At 71.3% G+C, this 23,950-nt stretch carries 23 protein-coding genes and 1 pseudogene; 13 read left to right on the forward strand and 11 right to left on the reverse strand.

What is annotated here, in order from left to right; all coding sequences use genetic code 11:
* Nucleotides 1–9: 9 nt before the first annotated feature.
* Both OG714_RS53960 and OG714_RS53965 read right to left on the reverse strand, forming a co-directional pair.
* Nucleotides 10–504, reverse strand: coding sequence for a hypothetical protein (locus tag OG714_RS53960; protein ID WP_406117660.1), 495 nt, complete (start codon nt 502–504; stop codon nt 10–12).
* 222 nt (nt 505–726) lie between these two features.
* A complete protein-coding gene (locus OG714_RS53965; protein WP_406117659.1) occupies nt 727–1,161 on the reverse strand; it encodes a hypothetical protein in 435 nt (144 codons plus the stop codon).
* A 253-nt stretch (nt 1,162–1,414) separates the two neighbouring features.
* Here OG714_RS53965 and OG714_RS53970 point away from each other — a divergent pair, with 253 nt between their 5' ends.
* The 3 genes from OG714_RS53970 (at nt 1,415) to OG714_RS53980 (ending at nt 4,357) form a co-directional block, all read left to right on the forward strand.
* Nucleotides 1,415–2,377 carry an ATP-dependent DNA ligase gene (locus OG714_RS53970; RefSeq protein WP_406131667.1) on the forward strand — a complete coding sequence of 321 codons (963 nt, stop codon included), beginning with the start codon at nt 1,415–1,417 and terminating at the stop codon, nt 2,375–2,377.
* A 468-nt stretch (nt 2,378–2,845) separates the two neighbouring features.
* A complete protein-coding gene (locus OG714_RS53975) occupies nt 2,846–3,469 on the forward strand; it encodes a hypothetical protein (RefSeq protein WP_406117657.1) in 624 nt (207 codons plus the stop codon).
* Between the two features lie 360 nt (nt 3,470–3,829).
* Nucleotides 3,830–4,357 carry a hypothetical protein gene (locus OG714_RS53980; protein WP_406117656.1) on the forward strand — a complete coding sequence of 176 codons (528 nt, stop codon included), beginning with the start codon at nt 3,830–3,832 and terminating at the stop codon, nt 4,355–4,357.
* Nucleotides 4,358–4,646: 289 nt separating this feature from the next.
* Here OG714_RS53980 and OG714_RS53985 read toward each other — a convergent pair whose 3' ends face one another.
* On the reverse strand, nt 4,647–4,979 hold the full coding sequence (locus OG714_RS53985; protein ID WP_406117654.1) for a PCC domain-containing protein: 333 nt from the start codon (nt 4,977–4,979) through the stop codon (nt 4,647–4,649).
* Nucleotides 4,979–5,740 (reverse strand): helix-turn-helix domain-containing protein, encoded by a 762-nt coding sequence (locus OG714_RS53990; protein WP_406117653.1) that lies wholly within the window; start codon nt 5,738–5,740, stop codon nt 4,979–4,981. Before OG714_RS53990 ends, OG714_RS53985 begins: the two co-directional genes overlap by 1 nt.
* A gap of 87 nt (nt 5,741–5,827) precedes the next feature.
* Between OG714_RS53990 and OG714_RS53995 the strand changes: the two genes are divergently transcribed.
* From OG714_RS53995 to OG714_RS54005, 3 genes are all read left to right on the forward strand, one after another.
* The gene (locus tag OG714_RS53995; RefSeq protein WP_406117651.1) at nt 5,828–6,052 is read left to right on the forward strand and encodes a hypothetical protein; all 225 of its coding nucleotides are present in this window, start codon (nt 5,828–5,830) and stop codon (nt 6,050–6,052) included.
* 267 nt (nt 6,053–6,319) lie between these two features.
* A complete protein-coding gene (locus OG714_RS54000; protein WP_406117650.1) occupies nt 6,320–7,219 on the forward strand; it encodes a radical SAM protein in 900 nt (299 codons plus the stop codon).
* Nucleotides 7,220–7,232: 13 nt separating this feature from the next.
* Nucleotides 7,233–8,405, forward strand: a complete 1,173-nt coding sequence (locus tag OG714_RS54005; RefSeq protein ID WP_406117649.1) for a methyltransferase domain-containing protein — start codon at nt 7,233–7,235, stop codon at nt 8,403–8,405.
* A gap of 54 nt (nt 8,406–8,459) precedes the next feature.
* On the opposite strand, the gene OG714_RS54010 is transcribed toward OG714_RS54005, so the two are convergent.
* Both OG714_RS54010 and OG714_RS54015 read right to left on the reverse strand, forming a co-directional pair.
* Nucleotides 8,460–9,014 (reverse strand): transposase, encoded by a 555-nt coding sequence (locus OG714_RS54010; protein WP_406117647.1) that lies wholly within the window; start codon nt 9,012–9,014, stop codon nt 8,460–8,462.
* Nucleotides 9,011–9,493, reverse strand: coding sequence for a transposase (locus tag OG714_RS54015; protein ID WP_406117645.1), 483 nt, complete (start codon nt 9,491–9,493; stop codon nt 9,011–9,013). Before OG714_RS54015 ends, OG714_RS54010 begins: the two co-directional genes overlap by 4 nt.
* Nucleotides 9,494–9,718: 225 nt before the next feature.
* Here OG714_RS54015 and OG714_RS54020 point away from each other — a divergent pair, with 225 nt between their 5' ends.
* Both OG714_RS54020 and OG714_RS54025 read left to right on the forward strand, forming a co-directional pair.
* On the forward strand, nt 9,719–10,999 hold the full coding sequence (locus OG714_RS54020; protein ID WP_406117644.1) for an IS701 family transposase: 1,281 nt from the start codon (nt 9,719–9,721) through the stop codon (nt 10,997–10,999).
* Between the two features lie 142 nt (nt 11,000–11,141).
* On the forward strand, nt 11,142–11,552 hold the full coding sequence (locus OG714_RS54025; RefSeq protein ID WP_406117642.1) for a DUF6924 domain-containing protein: 411 nt from the start codon (nt 11,142–11,144) through the stop codon (nt 11,550–11,552).
* A gap of 7 nt (nt 11,553–11,559) precedes the next feature.
* Here OG714_RS54025 and OG714_RS54030 read toward each other — a convergent pair whose 3' ends face one another.
* Nucleotides 11,560–12,681 carry an IS630 family transposase gene (locus OG714_RS54030; protein ID WP_406131666.1) on the reverse strand — a complete coding sequence of 374 codons (1,122 nt, stop codon included), beginning with the start codon at nt 12,679–12,681 and terminating at the stop codon, nt 11,560–11,562.
* 1,346 nt (nt 12,682–14,027) lie between these two features.
* Entirely contained in the window at nt 14,028–14,300 is a 273-nt protein-coding gene (locus OG714_RS54035) for a hypothetical protein (RefSeq protein ID WP_406117641.1), read from the reverse strand.
* Nucleotides 14,301–14,508: 208 nt separating this feature from the next.
* On the opposite strand from OG714_RS54035, the pseudogene OG714_RS54040 reads away from it, so the two are divergent.
* The 5 genes and pseudogenes from OG714_RS54040 to OG714_RS54060 form a co-directional block, all read left to right on the forward strand.
* A pseudogene (locus OG714_RS54040) lies at nt 14,509–14,682 on the forward strand (ATP-dependent DNA ligase); the annotation flags it as partial.
* 652 nt (nt 14,683–15,334) lie between these two features.
* Nucleotides 15,335–15,556, forward strand: a complete 222-nt coding sequence (locus OG714_RS54045) for a hypothetical protein (RefSeq protein ID WP_406117640.1) — start codon at nt 15,335–15,337, stop codon at nt 15,554–15,556.
* A 2-nt stretch (nt 15,557–15,558) separates the two neighbouring features.
* Complete coding sequence (locus tag OG714_RS54050; RefSeq protein WP_406117638.1) at nt 15,559–16,488, forward strand: helix-turn-helix domain-containing protein; 930 nt, start codon at nt 15,559–15,561, stop codon at nt 16,486–16,488.
* Nucleotides 16,489–16,812: 324 nt separating this feature from the next.
* Nucleotides 16,813–16,962 carry a hypothetical protein gene (locus OG714_RS54055; RefSeq protein ID WP_406117637.1) on the forward strand — a complete coding sequence of 50 codons (150 nt, stop codon included), beginning with the start codon at nt 16,813–16,815 and terminating at the stop codon, nt 16,960–16,962.
* Nucleotides 16,963–17,464: 502 nt separating this feature from the next.
* A complete protein-coding gene (locus OG714_RS54060; RefSeq protein WP_406117635.1) occupies nt 17,465–21,082 on the forward strand; it encodes a hypothetical protein in 3,618 nt (1,205 codons plus the stop codon).
* 145 nt (nt 21,083–21,227) lie between these two features.
* Here the strand turns inward: OG714_RS54060 and OG714_RS54065 are convergent, their stop codons facing one another.
* The 3 genes from OG714_RS54065 to OG714_RS54075 all read right to left on the reverse strand — a co-directional run bounded on the left by OG714_RS54065 (nt 21,228) and on the right by OG714_RS54075 (nt 23,843).
* On the reverse strand, nt 21,228–21,365 hold the full coding sequence (locus OG714_RS54065; protein ID WP_406117634.1) for a hypothetical protein: 138 nt from the start codon (nt 21,363–21,365) through the stop codon (nt 21,228–21,230).
* Nucleotides 21,366–21,431: 66 nt separating this feature from the next.
* The gene (locus OG714_RS54070) at nt 21,432–21,755 is read right to left on the reverse strand and encodes a WhiB family transcriptional regulator (RefSeq protein ID WP_406131665.1); all 324 of its coding nucleotides are present in this window, start codon (nt 21,753–21,755) and stop codon (nt 21,432–21,434) included.
* Between the two features lie 810 nt (nt 21,756–22,565).
* Entirely contained in the window at nt 22,566–23,843 is a 1,278-nt protein-coding gene (locus tag OG714_RS54075; RefSeq protein ID WP_406117633.1) for a hypothetical protein, read from the reverse strand.
* Nucleotides 23,844–23,950: the final 107 nt, after the last annotated feature.

The following is a 23,950-nucleotide window of genomic DNA, read 5'->3' on the forward strand; positions in this document are numbered from 1 at the left end:
TCGTGATCGTCAGGAGATGCCGAAGAAGCGATGCCACCAGCTGGGCCGCTGAACGTGCGAGGGCAGGCGGCTCGGCCCGTCGTAATCGCGCTCCAACACTTCCTCGGCGACCACCACGTAGCCGAGCTCGACCAACGCTCGATTCACCTTGGCAAGGTCAACGCGGTCCAGTTCGCCCTCAGCCTGGGCATCCTCCGTCCCGAAGAAGGCGCCCGGGTTGTCCGCGCAGACCAGAGCCAATGAGCCGAACTTGCTCACACAGACCACGATCCGGGTTCCGCATACGGTCGCGTCCGCAGGCACGACGACACGTCCGTACTCGCTGGAGTCCTGAGTGTCCTGCTCAGCCGTGCACCGAGCTGCGAAGTCACCTTCGAGCCGGCTCACCAGACCGCTGAACAGGGCCGCGGTCTCGCCACGGTTGTAGTGCTGCGGCCACTCCAGCCACTCCGGATCATCGAGCTCGCGCAGCAACGCCAGCAGATCCGCTTCGCTCTCGGTCATGCGGTCATCTTGACGCGACAGCCTTACGCGGAGCGGTTCGGGGTACCACCACGCTCGCCGTCCCCCGACATCACCCATTCAAGTTCAGTAGTGCTTCGAACGGGAAGGTTCACCGGGTGGACGGTTCCAGCGGTTGGATGCGAGGCGACATCCGATCCGATCGCAGAAAGGCACCCGATGGGGGCGGACACCCCCATCGGTGAAGCTGCGTGAGTTCAGGTCTCATGCCTGGGGCTCGCTCCGCAGGTCAACGAAGCCGGTTTCGACGTCGCCGCGGAAGGTGAGGGCTTCCTCGCCGATGCCGAGAGCATCGAGCAGGATACCGAGCGCCATGTCGACGTCCGCGTGGGCACGGCCGACCCAGACGAAGACATCAGGATGGGTGCTGCCTTCCAACCGGCTGAGTGCGAAGTCGATCTTCTGGATGCGGAACATCGCCGCATCCACCGCACCCAGGTCTTCCCAGCCCCGCTCGATGGTCAATCGCAGCCGAGCGGCCAGAACGTCCAGCGACGGCGACAGGCCGGCAGCGAGCCGGAAGGAGCTCGTCGCGTACTCCCACATGCTGGCCTGGAGGGCCGGGTTTCGCTTCCCTCCCTGGTACTCCGGCGCACGCTCCCAGTCCGACACGGGCCCTGAAACCTCAGCCTTCGCCATACGCCTCTCCCACCCACAGCTGAGCTGTGACGCCTCACTCTAGAAGCTCGTCCCCTCGCACCACTGATCGCCAACCCGGTGAACGTATGCGGTCACGGCACCAGGAGACGGTCCCGGGACGGGCGGCCTCGTCGCACAGACCGGGCCCGGCGGCCCGCGCTGTGGGCCGGGTGGCTGTCCAGCGCGCCCGCGTACGATGGAAATCTCGTCCGCCCGCGTGTGTCTGGTGCTGCGGGCGGTGAAGGGTTCGGCCATGGCCGCCCTGCCACGGATCACGCCCATGCTCGCGACACCGGGTCGGCTGCCGCTGCCCGGTGGCGACGACCGGTGGGCGGTGGAGACCAAGCAGGACGGCCAGCGGGCGGTCGTGTATCTGCCGGGGGACGGCACGGTCCAGGTGCGCTCCCGGTCCGGCGAGGTCATCACCTCTGCGTACCCGGAACTGCGAGATGTGGGTGGCGCGCTCGGGGGGACGCCGGCGGTCCTCGACGGCGAGATCGTCGCACTTGATGAACAGGGACGGGCGGATTTCGAGCGGCTGCAGTCCCGGATGGGGCTCACCAGGGCGCCGGTCCGGGCTGTCGAGCGGGCCGCAGAGCTGACCCCGGCGCACCTGGTCCTGTTCGACGTGATGTTCCTCGGCGGGCAGAGCCTGCTGGCACAGCCGTATGCGGAGCGACGGCAGGTACTGCGCTCGCTGGGACTTAACGGGCCGCGCTGGTCGGTGCCGGGCGCGGCGGTCGGACGCAGCGCGGAGGCGCTCGACCTGACCCGGGCCTCGGGGCTGGAAGGGATCGTGTGCAAGCTCCTGGCCTCGCGGTATGAGCCGGGGGTGCGCTCCCGGTCGTGGATCAAGATCAGGAACCTGCTCACCACCGACACGGTCATCGGAGGGTGGGTGCCGGGGCGGGGCCGTCTGACAGGCCTGCCCGGGGCGCTCCTGCTCGGGGAGCGGACGGAAGGCCGGCTGCGCTATATCGGCAGCGTCGGCACCGGGTGGAGCGAGCGTGAACGGGCAGCTCTGGCCGGTCTGTTGTCCGTCGCCGCGGTCGCCTCCTGCCCCTTCACCCCGGTGCCCCGGATCGCGGGCGCGCACTGGGTATTGCCGCGCCTGGTCGGCGAGGTCACCTACGCCTCCCGTACCCGGGCCGGCTACCTGCGTCATCCCTCCTGGCACCGGCTGCGCCCGGACCTGGCACCGGGGGACATGGCGTGAGCCGGGCTCCGTGTGCCGGTATCCGCTGGCCGCAGTGGCCCTCCGGGAAGGAGACGTCGCGGGTCCCGTCGTAGCGGCCGGGGCACACACCGCGGTGCGGGCCGTCGCGCCGTGGCCGGGATGCGACGCCGCCCGGGCGGCCCGCGAGTCCCGGGTGCTGCTGGAGGACGGCGGCGGCGGGGCGCGCGCCCGGTCCGTCCGTCGCCGGCGCGCACGCTCCGATCAGCCCGGATCCCCTGGTGGGCCGCCCGGGCCCGGTTCGTTAGGCTCCGACGATGCTGCGTTGAACACGGCGCGGACAGGCACGAGTTGAGGAGGACCAGGGTGGGCCGAAGACAGGCTGTGGCGGGGGTCTTGGCGGGGCTGGCGGCGGCGTTGCTCGCGGGGTGCGGTTCCGCGAACAGCGGGGCGCACAACGTTGGTGGTGTCCATGCGCCAGGTTCGGGGAGCACGGCTGGATCGTCCGCGGTGCCGGAGAAGAACGTGCTGACGTTCGCCTATCACCGGCACAGCGGCGACAACTACATCGACCAGACCCTGGAGATCAAGAACGCGGAACCCCACTCGGTTGTCCCGGACCTGGAGTTCACCGCGCTCGACCGCCACCACCACCCGCTGCCCGGAGTACGGGTCAGGACCGTCTATGGCAGCGACAGCGGCCGTCTGGTGGTTCCCTACGGGTGGAGCCTGGACATCCTGCGATTCTCCGGCCCCGGCGAGCACGAGGTGTACGACGTGCGGGTCACCGTGGCCCACCTCGCTGCCGCGAAGACCAGGGCCAACATTCATCCCCTGACGGCCGAGCCGCTGGACGCTGCCGGACACGTCGTCAGCAAGTTTTCGCGCTTCTCCTCCGTCCGGGTACAGAACCCTGACGCCTTTCCGGTCTCCGTGCGGGTCTCCTACCTCGTCTACGACCAGCCGGCTGCGGGTGACACCCAGCAAGCGATCTCCGACACCCCGGTCGGCGGACTGGTCCGCGTCCCCGCCCACGGCAGTGCGGTGGTCGAGGTCACCGGCGCCGCAGCCCGCGCAGTGGCCAGGTACTCCAACGGCCCGGCGGTGAGTGTCAAGGCGTACAACTCCCAGTGACCACTGCGGACGCCCCGGACGAGCTGACGCACGTGGCCGCCGCGTTCCAGCCCGCCGCCTTTTTCGTAGGTTGGTGGGCGCTCTCCGGCCGGTCCGCGACCTGATCGCCACCTACTCCAGCCGGACCTGTCCTCGCTCTACGACGTCCTGCAGAGCGCCGTATACACCGGCGCCGCCCGCCCGGACGCTCCCGGCTTCAGCCGCCGAGGGGCATTTCGGCGGCTGAAGCAACGCCCTGTTCCCAAGGGCCCCGGGCGGGCCGGACACCGGCGGGTTCGCTCCGGCACCACGGGCCGGAGCCGGACCGGGCCGTGCCGGATCAGGGGTCGCGGCACGGGCAGGGCGGGCATACTCCTGGGCATGAGAGTTGCGCCCAGCACCCGCCTGTACGCGGCGTTGGCGCTGCTGCTCCTGTGCGCGGGCGCTGCCGGGAGCTGGGCCGGGCGTCTGCTGGGTGGCGGGTGGGGCTCGGTCGGGGGGATCGCCGCGGGCATGGGCACAGTGCTCCTGTGCGTGCGGGTCACGATTTCCCTGTGCCGTCTGCGGACGAAGACCCTCCTGGAGCGCATCGTGGTGGGCGACGGGAAGACGGAAGCCACCGCGGATGCTGTCCTGCGGGCCATCACGCTGTACGAGGCCACGGTCTTCCCGCTGACTCCCGAGGGAGCGAGCCTCACGGAGCGCCAGGCCCGGCGTGCCATCGCCTACCAGCTCGCCGCCTATGACGACCTGCCGCTTTCGGTGCGGGTGACGGCCGCCGAGGCGCTGGAAGCCATCGACCATGGCCGGGATACGAAACGGACACAGGCCGCGGTCCGGACGCTGGCCCACGCGGTGCGCGAATGCCGGGCCGGTCACGTCAGCGTCCGCGACGAGCAGACATCCTGACCAGCCCGGACGGGCACGGCCGTCGGCCTTGGGCAGGGGCGCGGCGCGCGAGGCCGCGCCCGTCCGGAATGCGGGCCAGAGCGGGCCTCGGCCCGCGGCGGTCCCGGAGGGGAGGCGCGTGCGCCCGGGGGAGCCGTCCCGTCGTTGGTCATGTCCTTGCCCGGCCGTCGTCGCAGGGAACGCGTCGCCGCTGGGCGGGTGCTGCACAGGCCAGGTCGTTCCGGGAGGACCCTGCGGTGAGGGGCGTTTGGGTCCGGTGAGAACCGGGCGGTGCAAGCCGTGAGTTCAGTCAGCCGGCGGGGATGACGTAGGCGCGGGCGAAGTGGGTGGCGATCAGAGCTTCGTGGAGGTGTCCGGCGATGGCACGGTCACCTTCGACGCCCATCACGACGTGAAGATGGACAAGACCGCTGCGGATCTCGCCGCCGCCGGTCATCTCGCCGGGTAGGTCGTACTTGGTGATGGTGTCCGTGAGTGCGTCGCCTTTGGGCATGGTCGAGACGGTGAAGGAGTCGACGCCTCCGATCAGGGAGACGATCGCCGCGTCGGTGATGCCGGCCTCGGCGGCCTGGCGGTTCAGCTCGGCGACGAGGTCACCCTCGGGGACTTCAAAGACGATCATCACGCGGGACTCCGTCCGATCATGGGGCTCAGCTCCCGCAGCATGACCGAGGCACACCAGCGGGCGCCAGAGTCACGGGGGTTGAGAGCCTCTCCGACGAAACGGGTGGCGAGGAAGTCCGCGCGGTGCGCGTAGGCGGTGGGCTGGGAGGCGATCTGGCCCGCGGTGGTCCAGTCGACGGCGCAGACGCGGGAAGTGACGGCCGTCAGGTAGAGGTGACGGACCTCCTCGTCGTGGGCCAGAGTGCGGGCGACATGGTCGGCCTGGCCCTGGCCGGGGATCTTGGCGAGGATGCCCGCGGCGTTGACCCGCAGGATCGGTACGTCGCCGTCCGCCATCCACCGGCGCAGGTGCGTGGTGGACGCCTTGTCCGCCAGCGACGCGGTGACGATGTCCGCGCCGTGCGTCGTCTGCACGCGGGCGAGGGGTCCCGGGTCGCGTCCGGCGATGCTGGCCGCCATCTCGGCAGCGAGTGGGCCGTGTGTGACGGCCAGGGCGGACAGTCCCAGAAAGGCTCGTCGGTTCACACGGTCGAGCGTAGCCTCCGCTGCCAGCAGCCCGGCAGGGACGTCCAGCACACCCGACAGGTGCCCGATCCAGTGCCTTCCGGGGATGACCTTCCCGCTCTCCCACCGTTTGACGGCGTCCCGGCCCGGAGCACCGGTGGGGTCACCTGCGGCGATGGCTAATCGCTCGGCGAGCTGGGCCTGTGTCCACCGTTCGAGGGTGCGCAGATCGCGGATCAACTGTCCGATCGGCATGGGCACATGATGCCCCTCAAGATGCCCCTCCGCGGCGGGTGCGGCACAGTTCACCCTTGCGTGAGCCCGACCGATGGAGGCCGCGTCATGCACACCGGGCACCGGCCCGTCTCCCACCGCCACCTGCCCGACTGGCTGCACGAAGGCTCCGTCGCGGTCGACGGCCAGGGCCGGCGGGGCATCGTGCAGTTCATCGGCGAGTGGGAAGACCCCGTCACCCGGAGCGTCACCGTCTGCGCGGTCTTCCTGCGCCCCGAGGGCGGCGGTACGGAATGGATCGTCGCCGACCACGACGCCCTCAACCCGGGGTGAATACCCGTGACTTCCCGCTTTGGCCTCGTCACGTTGCTGAGACCGTCCGCGACCGCCCGCCGACCGTGGCGTCCACGAAGGCGGTGCCCGCCGTGAGCACCACGCTGTACCCGGCGTTCGGGCGGGACCTTGGGCAGACTCCTACAGCGCGGCTGCTGCGGTGATGCACCAGGGCCCGGACGCAGGAGCCGACGAACCAGATGTGCGCCCTTCCCGACTGGTGCGGCCGGCCCACCCCACTGTGGAACACAACCGGAGGGAACACACGTGACGATCGCACCCGAAGCCCCGACAACGACAACCCCCCTCATTCCTCGGGTTCTTCAGCTGGAGATCACCCGCCGCTGCCAACTCTCCTGCTCTTCGCACTGCTACGCCGCAGCGGGCCCGGCACAGGGGCACGGTGTCATGACCGTCGATGACTGGCGCCGGGCCATCAGCGAGGCCGCCGCGCTCGGCGTCAGGTCGGTTCAGCTCATCGGCGGGGAGCCCACGCTCCACCCCGGCTTCGCCGAACTCGTGGAACACGCCCTCGCGGAAGGGCTCAGGGCCGAGGTGTACTCGAATCTGTACCGCGTGCGCCCCGACCACTGGAGCCTCTTCACCCGGCCCGGCATCAGCCTCGCGACCTCCTACTATGCCGACACCGACGAGGGACACGACCAGGTCACCGGCCGCAGGGGCTCCCACGCCGCGACCCGCAAGAACATCGTCGAGGCGCACCGGCGCGGCATTCCCGTGCGGGTGGGAATCGTCGACGTCCTCGACGGACAGCGCGTCGGCCAGGCCCGCGCGGACCTGGCGGCGCTCGGCATCACGAACGTGCACACCGACCCAGTGCGAGAAGTCGGCAATGCCCTCACCGGCGGTGGCTTGCCGTCCACGTCCGCACTGTGCGGCCGGTGCGCCAACGGCATCGCCGCGATCCTTTCGGACGGTAGCGTGGCCCCCTGCGTGCTGGGCCGGTTCCTGCCGGCTGGGCAGGTCCAAGGCACGGCGCTGGAGCGGGTGTTCACCTCGGCGCGGTGGCGGCAGGCCGCCGCGAGCATCCCGGCCGGCCGCCACGACCCGTGCACCCCCGACTGCGGCCCCAACGACGACAGCAAGGGCGGCGGCGGAACCTGTGGCCCCGCCGACGACGGGGTCATCCCGAGCACCGCAGGCTGAAAGGACACCCCCGATGGACTGGGAGTCAGCAGCGCGAGGGCTCGCCGCCGAGACCGTGATCCGGCGCGAGTCACGCTGGTACCAGGCGCTGGCCACCACACCGAGACACCTTTTCGTGCCCCGCTGGTGGACCAGGACCACCAGCACCGACGGCGAAGACCTGTGGGAGCTGCGCGGCGGCGGCGACACCGACACATGGCTGCGGGACACCTACGCCGACACCACGCTCGTCACCCGTGTCGGCACCCACCACGCCGACCACGCCCAGAGGGGCCAGACTCTCCCCCGGGGACGGGACCGGCGTTCCACCTCGTCCTCCACGCTGCCCGCACTGCTTGTGATGATGTACCGGGCGGCATTCGTCACCGACGCCTCCCGCCTCCTGGTGACCACCGGCAGCGGCTACGGCACCGCGCTGGCCTGTGTCCGTCTCGGCGCAGAGCGGGTGACGAGTGTGGACGTCGACCCGTACCTGGTGAAGGCGGCGCGGGAACGGCTGGCAGCCGCCGGCCACCACCCCCGGGTCGAGGTCTGCGACCTGACCGGGCCCCTGCCCGAAGGTGCCTACGACCGGATCGTCTCCACCGTCTCCGTGCCCACCGTGCCCGCCTCCTGGCTGACGGCGCTCGCCCCCGGCGGGCGGCTGGTCACCGCCCTCGCCGACACCGGGCTGGTCGTCGTCGCCGACAAGACCCCCGAGGGCGGCGCCGTCGGGCACGTCGCACCGGAGGCGGCCGGGTTCATGAACGCGCGCCACGGCGAGGACTACGACGACACCTTCCCCGAGAACCCGCCGGTGTGGCAGAGCGCCCAGCACGCCGAGGGCGAGAGCATCACCACCGGCCTCTATCCGCTGATGTACGTGCCGGACACCTGGGACGTACGCTCCACCCTCGCAGTCCTCGTCCCCGGCATCGACCACCGCCGGCACACGGCGGACGACGGCATCCGCACCGTCTACATGCTCCACGCGGACGGGTCGTGGGCCCGCGCCACGGCTGCGGGGCGTCGGGACCTCCCGACCGTGCACCAGGGCGGACCTCGGCGGCTGTGGGACGAACTGGACCGCATCCGCACCTGGCTCGTCATAGACGGCGACCTCCCTGTACGGGGCGCCACGGTGACCATCACCCCCGACGGGGCGGCCACGCTCTCGCGTAGGGGGTGGTCGGCCACCATCGCCTGAGCCGTACCCAGCACGGCGCCTCCTCTGCTCCGGGGGCACCTAGTGCTGGGTTCCTCAAACGGTGTACACATATCGGCGCCGTAGTCGGCGGGTTGGCGGTGCGGGTCTGCCCCAGACCCAGGGTTTGGCACGGGAGTTGAGCTGGCTGGTCGCAAGGGTGGTGGCGTATTCGATGTCGTCGCGGTTGGCGAATGAGCGGCCGGCGAGGGCGGCTTTGCGGAAGATGCGCCACCAGCCTTCCTGCAGGTTGAGCCAGCACGCGCCGACGGGAATGAAGGCGTGGTGGATGCGGGGATGGTCCTCGAGCCAGGTCCGGGTGGACAGGCTGTTGTGACTGGACAGGTTGTCGGTGACGATCCAGACCTCGCCGGTCGGGTTGGCGTCTTCGATCTGTTGCAGGAACTGCTGGTAGAAGACGCTGTTGCGGGAGGAAGCGGCCATGGTGATCTGCTGGCCGTCGCGGACGCGTAAGGCCCCGTAGACCCAGGTTTTCTCGGGTCCGCGGCTGTAGTCGAGTTCCGCTTTGATCCGGTGTCCGTCGGGTGACCAGGCGGGTGCGGGCGGGAAGGTCCGCGGGATCACTGGCCCCAGCTCGTCGGCGCAGATCACCGTCGCGTCGTCGGGCGGGTGGGTGTAGAGGCCGATGATCCGTGTCCTTTTGGGACGAAGTCCGGGTCCTTTGAACGCGTCCAGGACCGGGTACGGCGCCAGCGCACGCCCTCGGCGAGCAGGATGCGGCGGACCTGCGAGCGGCCCACCTCGATCCCTTCGGCCCGTGCCGCCGCGGCCAGGGAATCCAGGGTCCACTCGGGTGGCCCGGACTCGTCAAAGGCCCACAGCTCCCCGACCGGCTCCCACCTCAGCCGCCCCGGCGGGACGGTCTTGACCAGGGCGATGATCTTGGAGCGTTCCTCCTCGGTGATCCGCCGCTTGCGGCCCTGCCCGCCCAGATCATCCAGCCCCCGCAGGCCCGAGCGGTTGAAGCGGTGCAGCCAGCACCGGACCGTTTTGGGGCTGCAGTCCAGTGCCCCGGCGATCGCCGGCACCCGTAGCCCCGACCAGCTCAGCTCGATCATCCGGGCCCGCATCACGGCATCGCGCGGAGCCTTCCGCGCCCGCGATAACCGGCGAACGACGGCCCGTTCGTCCTCGTCAAGCCCCGGTCGTGCCCGTAAAACCATCGTCCAGCACCCGCCCCCGAGCACCGTCAACTACCCCGCCACCAGGACTTATACCCAGCCAAAGAGGAACCCAGCACTAGTAGGACTCCGTTAGGTCTTTCTGTTTGCGCTGATCAAGAGCATGTTAAGTATGTGGACTTACATGAAGTGAGGCGTGTTCGAGCGACGTTGGCGTTGTTCGTGGCCGATGTGTTCGCTTCGGTGCCGCGGAAGGATCAGCGGGCCAAGGGCGACTGCTACCTGCGGGGACTCATGCTGGACGGCCGCCGCAAATCGATCCAGGCGATGGCTGCGCGGCTGCCGGACGGCAACGAGCAGAACCTGCAGCAGTTCGTGAATCAGTCGACCTGGGATCCGGTGCCTGTTCAGCGGCGGGTCAACGAACGGCTGCTGCCGCTGGTCGACCCGGTGGCCTGGGTGATCGACGATGTGTCGATGCCCAAGGACGGCCGGATGTCGGTCGGTGTGGCTCCGCAGTACTGCGGAGCCCTGGGCAAACGCGCGAACTGCCAGGTCGCGGTCAGCGTCCACGCTGCCAGTAACACTGCCTCGTGCCCTTTGCAGTGGAGGCTGTTCCTGCCCGAGGATTGGGCTGCGGACAGCCACCGCCGCACAAGGACCCTGATTCCGCCCGAGGTCACGCACCGGGAGAAGTGGCGTCTGGCCCTGGACATGCTCGACAGTCTCGCGGACTGGGGGATGACCCCGCCGGCGGTGGTGGCCGATGCCGCCTACGGCACCAACGCACACCTGCGGGCCGCCCTGTCGGAGCGAGGACTCACCTATGTCCTGTCCATCCGGTCGGATGTGAGCGCCCACCCGTTCGACGCGGAACCCGTGGCCCCGGACCGCAAAGGAGATGTCGGCTGCTGGCCCCAGCCGCGCTACCGCCAGAAGGCCCCGTCAGTTGCAGCCCTTGCCACGGGCCTGGGGCAAGAGGCATTCGTCCCGGTCACCTGGCGCCAGGGAGCGAAAGGGGAATTGCGTTCCCGCTTCGCGGCCGTGCGCGTACGTCCGGCCGGCAAGGCGGTCGAACGCCCGATCAAAGCAGCGGCCTCGGCCGAGCAGGGCTGGTGGGACGGGGTTTTGCCCGACTGCTGGCTGCTGGCCGAATGGCCCGTCGGCGCCGAAGCACCGAGCGAATACTGGCTCTCCAACCTCCCGCCCGACACTCCGATCGCCGATCTGGTCCGCCTGGCCAAGGTCCGCTGGCGCATCGAGCACGACTACCGAGAGCTCAAACACGGCCTGGGCCTGGACCACTTCGAAGGCCGTTCCTGGCCGGGCTGGCATCACCACGTCACCCTCGTGACGGCTGCACAGGCATTCCTCACCGAGCGGCGCCTCGCCCCAAAAGCACCGGAACCAGCTTCACCCTCTACCAGATCCTCGACGCTCTCCAAGACACCCTGAGGTGCTGGACCGGGACCTGCACCACCTGCCACCAACCCCTGCCCAGCGGTTCATACTCAAAGCCAAGATCCAGGCAGACCTAACGGAGTCCTACTAGTGCTGTGACCGGAATGGTTCACCGGCTTGGCGGTACTGTCCGCGCATGAAGCAGCTCCCCAGCACTTTGGAAGCCCTTGTTGTGCGCACTGACTTCTCGGCGGACGGTGCCTGGGATGCTCTGCGGGCGGCGTTGTATTCGCCCAGCAAGGACGGCTTCTTGGCCAACGTCGCGCTCGTCGATGACCGGAGGTACGAGGGCGTGACGCCTGAGCAGGCCATTGACCTGATCCATCCCGCGTACCGGCATCCCCTGCTTGTCCTGGCGGACTCCGCGGCTGTCACCTCGGCCGACCTGCCGCTCCTCGTGGTGGACCTGCGGGGTGGTCGCGGGCGTTGTGTCCGCGTGGTGGCAGCCGAGCTGTGGAGCATCGAGAACAACCTCTCGGGCGCGAACATGGACTTCGGGGAGTTCGTCGGTGCCGTCGACGACGACGGTGTCTTCCGGGGCTTCTGAGCCACTGTCAGGCTGCGGCGGCGAGGGGGCGTCCGCCCCAGCGGATGCCCTTCTCACCGCGGATGCGGGCGCGTTCCCTGCGCTGGGCCGCGAGTACGTCGGGGTGGCGGGCGTTGGCGTTGCGCCAGCGCAGATAGGCATGCAGGGCCTGGGTCTGCGCGGGGTGGCTGCGGTGGTGGGAGTTGGCCAGGGTGAACTGCCGCAGTGGGCCGAAGTGCGCCTCGATCGGGTTGGCCCAGGAGGCGTAGGTCGGGGTGAAGCACAGTTCGACCTTGTTCTTCTTCGCCCAGTGGCGGATGTCCACGCTGGTGTGTGCGGAGAGGTTGTCCAGGATGATGTAGATCGGGGCGCCGTCGGGCCGGGCGGCGCGGATCGACTTCAACGCGGCCAGTGTGTTGACGGTGCCTTTGCGGCGGCGGTTGACGCCCCAGAGTGTGTCGTCGCCGACGGAGTAGCAGCCGTGGAAGTAGGTGACGCCGTGCGTACGACGGTAGGTCGCCGGGAGCCGGTTGGGCTTGCCCTGTTTCGCCCAGCAGGAGCCTGCGGTGGGCCGGATTCCCAGGGGCCCGAACTCGTCGAAGGCGAAGACCCGGTCCGGGAAGCGGTCCAGTACCTGCTCGATCCGGTCGAGCTTGGCGTCGCGTTCGGGGTCGGGCGATTCCTTCCAGGTCTTGGTGCGCTGGAAAGTGATGCCGCGGCGCAGGAGCAGACACCGTAAGGCTTCCCGGCCAATCCGGATGACGCGTCCGTGTATACGGCGCAGGTAGGCGGCAAGTTTGCGGATCGACCAGCGGGTGAAGGGCTGGCCGAGCTTGGTCGGGCGGGTGGTGGCCGTCTGGACGACGAAGTCCTCGTCGTCAGTGCTGAGTTGGCGGGGACGGCCTCCCGCCCATCGAGGGTCCAGGCAGGCCAGGCCGATCTCGTTGAAGCGGTGGATCACATCGCGGACGGTGTCCTCGTCGGCCTGGACGAGCTGGGCGATCACCGGGACGCGGTTTCCGCCGGCCGAGGCCAGCAGCATCATCGCCCGTCGATAGCGCACCGAGCTGGTACTGCCCCGGCGCACGATCTGCTGCAGTTTCTGCCCCTCCTGATCGGTCAGTCGGCGCACCCGCACAAGCTCGGCCACCACACCTCCAACGGTCGGAGCGGACGTCACCACCCATACAACCGCTCCGAAAGCCCACCCGGCGAACCAATGCGGTCACAGCACTAGCCGCGTCCGACGCACGCTCATCAGATCCACGCGGAACCGGAGCGCTCGGCAGCACGGTGCCGGATGGGGGCCGTCTCCAGCCTGCGGAACCGGTACAACGGGCCCGCACCGCACGCCGGTTGACCGGCACCCACTGATTCCTGCTGATGCTGGTGAAAGGGGCGGCTCGCCCGGTCAACCGCCCCGGCCATCGAGGGCGGGCCCGGGGCTGCGATTCCGTCCTGCGCTACCGGAAGGACACCGGCCGCCCCGTTTCTCCCATCATACGGGACGAGGGCTCTCACCTGCACCAACGCCCTGATGCTGCCGCTCACACTCCCGGTGACGACAGGACCGTCGTGTCCGACGGCTCCTCGTCCGGACCAGAACGGAGCGTCTGCCTTGATCCACCCGATCCACCACACCCCGGAAGCCGTCCATGCAGGGATACAGGAGCGGCTGCGTAAAGCCGAGGAGCAGCGCTGGGTCGGGGCAGCGGTCGCGGAGCACCGCCGTGCCACGCGCGCGGCACGGCCGGGACGTCTGGCCGCGCGGTCGGGACTCTGCGCCGGGCGGCGGCTGCGAGCTCGCCTCCGTGACAGCACTCAGGCGTGATGCTGGCGACGACGTACGCCCGGTGTCCGCCGGTTGCCCCGGCCGTCAGGCCACAACGGCCGCGCCGTTGCGTCGGCGGGGGCATGTGCCGGTCCAGTCCTGGAGCCGGCGGGGGTGACGCTGTTCGGCAGCAGGGCAGCGGTCATCTCTCCCGGATTCTCTGCCGCCACCACGCTGCCGCATGCCACGAACTGACTGATGCGGCCCGGGGGTCAGGCAGGGTTCGACGGAGGAACTCCTCATCCAGCGGGGCAACGATCCTGCCGAGCCCCGCCCGGGCTGCGGGCGGCAGCCGGCGAAGCGCCTCTTCAAGGATGTCCCGAGCGTCCGTCGGGTCGCAGCAAGGGCACTCGTCCCACGGCAGATAGAGGTATCTGCCGGATTGGCGGAGGAAGCGCTCGTACTGGTGCAGGGCCTTGGCGACCGCACCACGCCCGAGATGCTGGGCTTCGATCCGGTGGATGGTCGACAGCGTTCGGCGGGAAATGCCGGGAATCTGGCGGATCGGACGAGTGTCGCTGCGGGCTGGCCACCGCTGAGAGCGGATGGCGCCGGGCGGCCTACGCGCCATCGGCCTTTCGGGTCTGCGTCATGGTGCCCATCGTGCCAGGCCCCAGGGACGTCGTCGGCGGGTAGGCCGGCAGGCGCTCATAAAATGGGAGGCCCTACTCGATCTCGTCCATGCCGGCGAAGAGCTCGTCCCACAGATGCGTCTCGTCTGACTCCATCTTGAGCGCGTAGTACCGGCGGTGCTCCTCGCCCTGCTGCGTGTAGAGCTCGGAGTCCATCAGGGCGTCGACAAAGCCGACGGTCAGTACCCGGGCCGCATCCGGGTCCTTCGCTCGCAGCCGGGCCAGGTTCCTGTCCGCGTGCCGGGCCTGAGCGCCCTCCAAGAGCAACTCTTCAGCCCTGGCGACTATGCCTTCGGGTTCTGTCATGGGGCCGTCTCCACCCAGATGCCGGTCTTGCCAGGGCCGCGGAGGGCTCTGTCGCTGTCGCGCGAAGCGGGGTTCGCGGAGTTCCACGCGCAGTTTCGCACAAGCCCCCGTGCCGCACCGTCCGTCAGCAGCCGGCCCGCACCCACCACCGGCGCGTGCCCGCGTCACGTACGCGGCGAGTTCGGCGCGCAGGTCCCCCGCCGCACCGGCCGCGGTCGCCTCCTGCCCCTTCACCCCGGTGCCCCGGATCGAGGGCGCGCACTGGGTACTGCCGCGTCTGGTCGGCGAGGTCACATACGCCTCCCGTGCCCGGGCCGGCTACCTGCGGCATCCCTCCTGGCACCGGCTGCGCCCGGACCTGGCGCCGGGGGACATGGCGTGAGCCGGGCACGGTGTGCCGGGTATCCGCTGGCCGCAGTGGCCCTCTGGGAAGGAGACGTCGCGGGTCCCGAGTCTGTTCTTCAGGCGCCTGCTGGAACGGGGAGGGGGCCCCACTCTGCGGAGTTGGAGCAGACCGTGCCGGATACCCGAGCGGGCCGTCGAGCTCCAGGCGGGTTGGCCGGAGACACGGCGAGGGGCCGACGGTAACCGCCGGCCTCTCGCACGTCGTGTCGGCAGGTGAAGCGGGCCGACGGTCGCGGGAGCCCTCGCGGCAACGCGGCCGCCCACGACGATGTCCCGAGGTCGTGGGGGAGCCCACAAACGGAACGGGATCCTCAGCGCTTGGCGCGGTGAGGCGTCAACCAGAATCGGCAGTACGCGCAGGAGTGCACAACCACGATTGAGACGGAATCGGCGCAAAGTCCAGAGAGCCCCCGCGCCGACCTGCGGCTTCGGCGCGTGTGAAGGCCTGGATGCGTGATGTCCAGTGTGAGACGGGGACGGGTCTATACGCGGCGTGGTCCGGGAGTTGGTCATGAGCAGTCTGTGCGGTGCGCCAGCATCGTTGGAATGTCACTCGCATGGGCGACGGCAACCGCCCGCGCAGTGACGCCAGTTGGGGAGCCCGAACAGACACCGAAGGGGAGAACACCATGTCTCACACTGCCCGCGCTACCTGCGTGGTGACCGGCGACCGGCCGCTGAACGCTCCGGAGGCGACCGTCGTCGTGGTCGTCCTGGTCCTGGCCGTGCTGCTGGCCCTCGCGGGGATGCCGGCCCTGTCCGTCCTGGTCCTGCTCGCCGAGACGACGGACTCGGGCCTGCGCCTGGTCCGCCGGGCGCGTTCCGCCAAGCGGGTCGAAGCGGCGAGCTGACGGTGGGGCGGCGGGAGAACCCGATCGCCTCGTGCGAGCGGGAGTTGGAGAAGCTGGCTCTCTATCTGCGGGACCACCGCGAGCGGGCCGGGCTGAACTACAGGGAACTCGCCGTACGGTCCGGATGCAGCGCCTCGACGCTGATCCGGGCCGTGGCCGGCGAGCAGATGCCGAAGCTGAAGACGGTCCGGGCCTACGCCCTGGCCTGCGACGCCGACCCCGATGAGGCCGAGCGGCTGTGGAAGCGTGCCCGCTACCGGGCCGCCCGCGGCTGCCAGGAGCCCGTTCCGCACCCGCGGTACGTGCGCAACTTCGCGGAACTGCACGTAGCGCTGGCCGACCTCTATCAGAAGGACGGCGCCCGGCCGTACCGCGAGCTGGAGGCCGCCAGCGCCGGTGTGCTGGCCCACGCCACCGTCGGGCGCTTCCTCCGCCAGGAGGGCGGCCGTCCCACCCGCCAGTTCGTCCGGGCGTTCGCCATCGCCTGCGGGGCGAAGGGGCTGGTGCTGCGCGAGTGGGAACAGGCGTGGGACCGGGCGGAGGAGCGGCGGCTCGGGCCCGCGGTCGTCGCCCGGCGCCAGGCCTCGGGAGTCGTTCTTCCGGACGGCCGCCCGGTGTACCTCCACTCGGATCCCGAGCGCACCCCCGACGGGCAGGAGCTCCGGCGTTTCACCCTTCCCGACGGAACTACCGTCCTCTCGGCGAGGTCCAAGCCCTGTCCCGTCTGCACGTCCACCACCATGCAGCCCTTCACACAGGTTTCCCGGCAGCTGATGCAGCGGTTCGCGGTGGCAGAACTCTTGCCGACCCCTGAAGGACCCGGGCCAGATCCCGCGACAGCAAGAAGGGCGCCTTCACGTCTGGTGATCAAGGCCCGGGCGGCGCTCGGGCACGGCCCGGACAGTGATCCGACCGGCACGCGGCGCCCCTGACGAAACCACAGTTCACATCAAGGAGGGGAGCTCGAAATTTTCGATGGTCCCAGGGGCCCAGACACCGGCCGAGCACCACTTTTGGGGACCCCCTGCAAATCGCCCCGCGTCACCGAGTCTCTTTTCTCCGTCGCAGGTGGAGCCGCTAATTGACATGGGCTCAGCGGCTTTTGGACTTCCGCAGGTTGTGCTCCTCGGTGCCCTCGTGTGTCGGCCCCACCTCTATGCTTGGGGACGTTCCTCTGTGGCGCCTGCCTTGTACTTCACCGCCTGGTGAAGGCCCGGCAGATCAGCCGGGCTGTCTCGGACGCCACGGAGGCCCACATGGAAGGCAAGACACCCGCCGACGGCGGTGACGAGGAGGAAGCAGCCGAGAAGCGCCGGAGACGGCGCCGACTCACCCGGCAGCTTCTGATCGACTGGTCACCGGTGCTCGCGGGCCTCGCCAACCTCGTGGTGCAGCACTTCTCCTGACGGAGAACGTGGGAGCGGGTCGTAGCGCCGGGCAGCAGTAAGCCCGGCCGATGTCTGGACGACCGGGCTCACTGGCTGTGTCGCGGATGGAGGGCCCTGGACCTGGGGTGGAGCCCAGGAAAGGGGTCCTCTGCGTCAAGTTTTCCGCGTTGTTCCGCGTCTCGATCGTACGGGAAATAGCCTCCCGGTCTACAACCTGGGCTACAGACTCCGCTGCTGTGAAGTCGTCGTTCTACCTCAGGGACCCCTGTGGCCCCCTGCTCGACAGCACCTACGGGAAGCCGCTGCGAGCCGCGCAGGGCGCCAGTGGACCAGGGCAAACCGTGCCGCGAACGGACGGGCGGCGAGAAGCCACAGCACCTCCGTCTTCGACCCGTCGCGCTCCCGGGCCCGTCAGCGCCGTATCGCCCGCGCTCCCGCCCTGCCGCGCCGGCTTGGGCCCGGTGGTCGGACTTGTCCGATTCCTGCCCGGCCACCGCCCACCACGCTCTACGGTGCACCGGTGAGCGACGAGATGCCGCCGGCCGGACTGCCCGTGGTCGACGAGACCCTGGCCGACGCCCTGACCGCTCAGGGGGAGGCGGGCGTACGGGCGTTGGGGCTGCTGCGGGACGCGCACCGGGTGCTCACCGTGGCGGGGTTCCTCCAGCCGGAGGAGGTGGCCGCGGCGTGTGTGCGGTCCGCGGCGGACGCGCTGCTGGGCCTGTCCGGCTCGCCGGGCACGGTGAGCCTGATGCTCCCGGCGAAGGACCTGTTGGCCGCAGTGGACGCCGTCCCGTCACCGGCCGCCGCCGAGGCCGCCCGGGCCGCCGCTCCCGGCGTCACCGACTCCCCGGCCAGCCCGTCTCCGACGGAGCGCGCGGCGTGGGAACGGGTGACGGCGGCGGCCGACGTGCTGCGCGATGAACTCAACCAGCCGGGCCACCAGGTACGGGCCGCGAGAATCGTCGAGCGGCTGATGGGCGTCACACTCGGCGCGGCGCAAGAGACGGCGCTGGACGTGTGGAGAACCCTCTACGGGGTGGCCTCGGGCATCCTGCACGGCCGCGCCGCCGCCCCCGGCAAGGCCGCCTCGCTGTACACCGAACTCCTCAGCGCGGCCCGCAACTTGCTGGTGCCGCTCCCCGCCCGTGCCGCGCGGGTTCTTGAGCTGACCGCGCTCACGGGCCCGGGTGAGCAGGAGGCGCGAGAGCTGGCCGGCTGGGCGGACCCGCGCGCCACCGGGTACTTCTTCCGCTCCGGCCCTGCCCCGGCCTGGCTTCACGTCCTTGACGAGCACGCACCGCACCTGCTCCTGCCCGACAAGGCGACCGGCCGGTGGCCGGCTGTCCGGTTCTTCGAGCACCTGGCCGCCGCAGCCCCGGACACCGCCCGCCCGTGGCTGGCCGCCCACGCCGAACAACTCGCCGCCGCCGGCCCGGACGCCCTGTACGTACTGCTCCTGGCTCCGGTCGGAGCCCTCGCTCCCGCCGGTGTCCGCCTGCTGCTCCCCGTCGTCATCGGACCGGCCCGGGCCGGGATGCCGATCGAGCCGGCGGGCTGGCCGCGCGGGCTGACTGCCCGCTGGGCGTGCACTCTCCCGATGCCGCAGCGGGACGGGGACTGGCTGGCCGTCGTCGAGGAGCTGCTCAAAGACGTGGTGGACGCAGGCTTCCCGGCCCTGGAAGCGATGCTGGAGCGCCCGCATGCCACCGAGGAATGGGCTGCCCTCCTGCCCGAGGGCGACGTGGTGGCCCTGCTGCGGGAGCTGGTGGCGACCGTCCACAGCCCGGACGGCGTGACGGTCCGCTGGGACCGCCGGGCCCGGAACGCGCTGGCAGCGCTGCTGTGCCGCAACGTCTCGGCGACCTCCAAGAGCACCTGGCAGGAGGGCTTTGTCGACGGCGTCGACCTGGACGAGGTCCGCCTCCGGGACGACGAGGTCCCCTTCCTGGCCAGTGTCCTCGGCCCGTTCCTGGGCCCGCTCCTGGCCCGGGCGGTCCTCGACCTCGCCGTAGCGGACGCCGCGGCCGGTGTCCCCTTTGTCGAGCGGATGCGGGGATGGCCGCGGATCGACGCCGCGGCCCCGCGCTTGCACGACCGGATGCTCGCCGCACACCTGGCCGCACACCCACCGGCCGCGGGCACCGACTCCGCGGGCGCGGGGGAGTGGTGGGACCGGGCGGTCGAGGTCACCGTGCGGCTGCTGGCCGGCCGCCCGAACCCGGAAGGCTCCCGGCTGGCCGCCCTGGTGCTGGACACCTGCCCGCCCGAGCGGGCCGCCGACCTGAACCAGCGGGCACGCGCGGCACTCGGTCCGGCCCCTTCCCCCGACGAGATCGACCAGGCCCTGCCCGCCGCCCCCGCTGCCACCCAGGCCAGCGGCCGGACCGAGCTGCCCGCCTCCTGGCTGCGGGTATGGCACTGGTCACCGGTCCTGCCCGTACCGCTGCTCACCGACTTCGCCCCGCTGCTCGCCGCGCTGCACCGGCTGAAGCCGGCCGGACCGCCCGACCCGCGTTCCGCCGCGCGCCCGCGCTCGCGCCATGACACCGTCGTCGCCCTCCAGGACCTGCTGGATCTGGCCGCCGCGGCCGGCCCGCTCGAGGCCGCCGCCGCCCTCGCCGCCGCCGAAGACGCGGGCGCCGACGGCTACGCCCTCGTGCTGCAGCGCCTCGTGGGAGCCGACCGGGCCGCCTGGACCGCCGACGTCCCCCAGGTCCTCGCCGTCCTGGCCCGGCCGGAGCTCGGCGCGTTCTACCTCGCCGCCGTCGCGACCGTCGCGCGCGCCCCTGACGCCTTCCCCGCCGGCCCGGCCGAGGCCGTCCTCGCCGCTCTCGCACTGAGCCGCGCCCTGCCCGCCCCCGCCAGCCCCCATGTCCCCGACGCGGCGGAGTTCGCCGGCCGGGCGTGGTCCGGTCTGCTGAGCGTCGTGTGGCACACCGGCGCCGACCTCGACGGTTACCTGCCGGCCGTCCTGGACAACCTGCGCGGCCTCGCCGAGCCCCTCACCCGCCCCGCCCCGCCACCGCCCGCAAGCACCTCGGACACGCCCGCCCCCAGCGTCGGCGACAGCGACGGTGCGGGTGCGGGTGCGGGTGCGGGTGCGGGCGGAGAAGAAGAGCTGCCCGAGGGACTGCTGGGCTCACACCCGGCAGTGCGCGCGCTGGACTGCCTGCTCGACTACGCCGCAAGCCGGGCCCCTGCGGACGGTGAGATGCCCGCCGACATCCTTCGCCTTCTCTCCGACGTCCTGGCCGCCCGCCCGGGCGACGAGGCGGTCGCTGCTGTGATCGGCGCGCACCTGCCGGTCCTGCACCGCCGTGCCACCGCCTTCACCGCCGCCCACCCCGAGCTGTACGCCCTCGACCCCCACCGGCCCTCCCCGGCCTCCGTATGGCTGGCCCGGGGAAGAACTGATCCGCTGCTGCTCGCCGCCCTGCACCGCGACCAGCTCCTGGCCGCGGTGCGCGAGAACCGGTACCGCGCGGCCACACGCGTCGCGTTCGCGCTCCTGCTGGACGGCCAGCACGACCTGCTCGGCGACCCGGTCGACGCCTGGCGCGAGGTGGCCGGGCCGGACGGCGCCGGAGCCTCCCATCTCCTCATGCCGCTCGCCCTTTCCGCGCGCGGGCGCCCGCGGTCCGGCGAGGCCGCGGGAGCCCCGGCCGCCCGCGCCCCCGAAGACGTCGCACGCACGTGGTGGACGGCGGCGCTGGAGGCCGACCTGCCGTCCGGTGCGCTCGCCGATGCCGGCTACTTCGTCAGCTCCGCCCTCACGGACGAGGTATGGCTGCCCCTGGCCCGGCGCAGCGCCGAGCACACCCCCGCCCAGACCTGCGCCGACAAGGTCGCCAAAATCGCCGCCGACCACCCGCGCAGCCCTGATGCCCTGCTCCTGACCGCGCACCTGCTGACCCACCCCGCCCCCGACCCCGAGTACGATGCCGACGTCCGCCGGCACGCACGGGCCCTGCTCCAGGCCGCCGAAGCGCTGCCGGAGGCCGAACGGCCCACCCAGACCGAACAACTACGCCGGTCCCTGGTCGAAGCCGGCGAGGTGGACCTCGCCCCGACACCGGCCACGCCCGCTGACCGGCCGGGGCCCGGGCGGCGCCGCGGTGCCGCCCGTCAGGAATGAGGGATGACCGGTGACCTCCCCGCCCGAACCGGCGCGGCATTCCCACGGCCCGGACGATCTCGGGGCGTTGGCTCGCTGATGGTGTGAGTGCTGGTGGGTGGTCTCGGTCCCCGTCGTCGGGAATGTGTTGTGTCCGGGTCTGCTGTCATGTGATGGCGTTGAGACAGACCTGCCCGATGCGCTCGGCGCATCTCGCGTCCGTCATGAGTTCCGGCCGGGAGGCGCGCACAGCCTGGTCGTCTTCGGCACGGCGGTGGAGCTCGGCGGCAAGGTCGTGGTTCAACGTGAGCCGGCTCTCCTCGTCGACGCCGGAGCGGAGGTGATGAAGCGGCGGCCAGCCGGGCCGTACTCAGCTGGCCGAGGCACGGCGCTCGTCACCTTCGGGGGATTCCTGCCGGTTGTGCTGCGTGCGGGCAGCCTCAAGCAGACACCGCCAAGACGTCACTGTGGGCCGCCGCCGCAGCAGTGCGCGCCTTTCCCTCTCCGACATACCGCCCCAAATCCCAAACTCAATACGGTTGTCGAGAGCGTAGGCGAGGCACTCCGTACGCACCGGACAGCCGGTGCACACCGCCTTCGCCCGGTTCTGCGCGGCGCCTTCGACGAACAGTTCCTCGGGGTCGGCGGTTCGGCAGATCGCCCTCGCACCCCACGACTCCCCATCACCCGCGATCACCCGATGCCGTCCTCTCCCCGATCCGGACCGCCACAGTCCCACCCGAGGATGCGACGGTGGGGAGACCGTACGACAAACGCACCTGGCATGAGACACCGTCAAGGCGCGGCAATCCCTACGGGTGAAGGCGGCCTTGACGGCCGCACGACAAAGCCTCAACCTCCCGTCCACGCACAGCCGTTGCCGGCATTGGGACGGTGACCAGTTGCCCCAGCAACTCCCGTACGAAGTCGTGCCGTTGGATCCATCCGTAGGGCCGCGGCCCGTCACTGCTCGACGGTCATGCCGGCGTCACCCCCGCGAGTTCCCCGGCCAGGCCGCGCCCGTGGCGGGGTCCCAACCGCCTGGTGCCATCGGGGAGTTAGGGGCACGGCTACTCGTGGGGCGGGGGCGGGACATCGAGCTGGAGGGAGGCATGCCGGCCCCGGCTGTCCTGGAAGAGGGCGCGGATGGCGAGGGCCCAGTCCGGGAGCTCGATGAGCTGGTCGGCCGCTGGGGCGTCGTGGGCGGCGGAACCCGGTCGCGGCGCGGATGCGCGGTCGCCGGGTGTCCAGTAGGAGGAGAAGGAGAGGTTCGGGTCGTCCGTGCCGTCGGCGAGCAGGTACCGGCCTCCCGCCTGGCCGGCGGCACGGGGCGACCGGGATCTGCGGCGGCACGGCGGCCAGGGGTCAGGTGTGGGCCTGTCCGTCGAGCGGGCCGCCGTGGTAGCGCAGTTCCGTCTCCGGCGTGCGCATCCGGGAGGCGCGCGCGAGGTCGTCGAAGAGGGTCATGCAGCACCTCCCGGCCCGGTCCGGAGGCCGTTGCTGGTCATCGGCTGCGGGTTCCTTCCTCGTCGGGCTGTAGGGCGGGCTCCATCATGCGGCCGGCGCCGTGTGGACGGTCGCAGGCCTCGACGGCGACGTCGTCGTTCACCTCGTCCACCCTGTCGGCCTGTTGTGCGGTGCGGCGGGTGCGGGAGCGCTCGGCGAGCTGGTGGACGCGGCCGGTCCAGGCCTCCATGTAGGCCTCGGCTGAGCCGTGTTCGTCGCCGGGCAGCCACAGCAGCCCGCGCCCGGTGTCGGCCTGCTGGGCGAGCAGAGCCTCGAAGTGGGCGGCGAGCGCGCCCATGACGGGCATCAGGCACATGACGAGGGCCTGGGGGACGCCGGTCGGGTTGATCATGAGGGGGACGAGCTGGGCGACGATCACCCCGAAACCGGAGGCGTCGAGCTGCTCGCGCAGGTGGGCGAGGCCGGGGGTGTCGGGCATCAGCAGCCCGTGCATCACGTAGAGGCCGCCGATCCCGGCGAGCAGCTGCGCCGTCCGGCGCGCGGCGGCCACCTCCTGCTCGCCGGCCGCCCGCAGGAGGGCGAGCGGGTCGAGCGTCCCGGCCCGGACCCAGTCCTCCAGGGTTCCCGCCTCCTCGGCCCGCCGCGCCTCCGCGGCGACGGGCGCCCAGTCGAGGCCGGGCATCAGGGCGGCGAGCGCGTCGACGAAGGCCTCGCCGCCGACCTCGTCGGCACCCATGCCGGCGGCCGCGATCAGACGGACCGCGCCGCGCCGCAGCCGGCGGTCGGGGCCGCGCTCCAGCTCGGCGTCCGGGTCCTGGACCACCCGCAGCAGCTCGTCCGGGTGCGGGAGAGGGCCCGGGGCACGCCCGAACAGCCGGGTGACGTGGGTGTAGAAGGCGTCCTGCTCCGCGTCGCCGGCGGCGGCCGCGGCTCTCCCGGCGGCGGCCAGGCGCTGCGCCTGGGAGCGGCCCGCGGCCCACAGCAGGGCCTCGTGCACGGCCGGCCACGGCGGCTCCGGCACCACCGACTCCCCGGGCACCACCGGCCGTCCGGCCTCGGCGTACCAGGCGATCACCGTCCAGCGCAGGTCCCGCCCCGGCCGCGCGTGCTCGGCGATCGCCGCGGCCACCGCGACGGTCTCCTCGGCGAGCACGGACACCGAGCCGCGCCCGCGCCCCAGCCACGCCCGAGCGTGCCCGGGCAGCAGCCCCGCCCCGCGCCACCGCTCCAGCTGCGCCGCCGACACGTCCAGGCCGAGCGCTGTCAGGTGCTCGATCAGCTGCTGGTCCGCCGGGCTCGGTTCTCCTCTGGTCACCGCCGCATTTTAGAACCCCGCGAGGTACCCGGAAAACGTGCGCCGCGTACCCGCTGAACTGGGCAGACGACCGGGTCCCGGCAGGGGCCCAGGGTATCGCCGCACGC

Origin of the sequence: Streptomyces sp. NBC_00989 (genome assembly GCF_045162655.1) — a bacterium.
Taxonomy (GTDB): domain Bacteria; phylum Actinomycetota; class Actinomycetes; order Streptomycetales; family Streptomycetaceae; genus Streptomyces.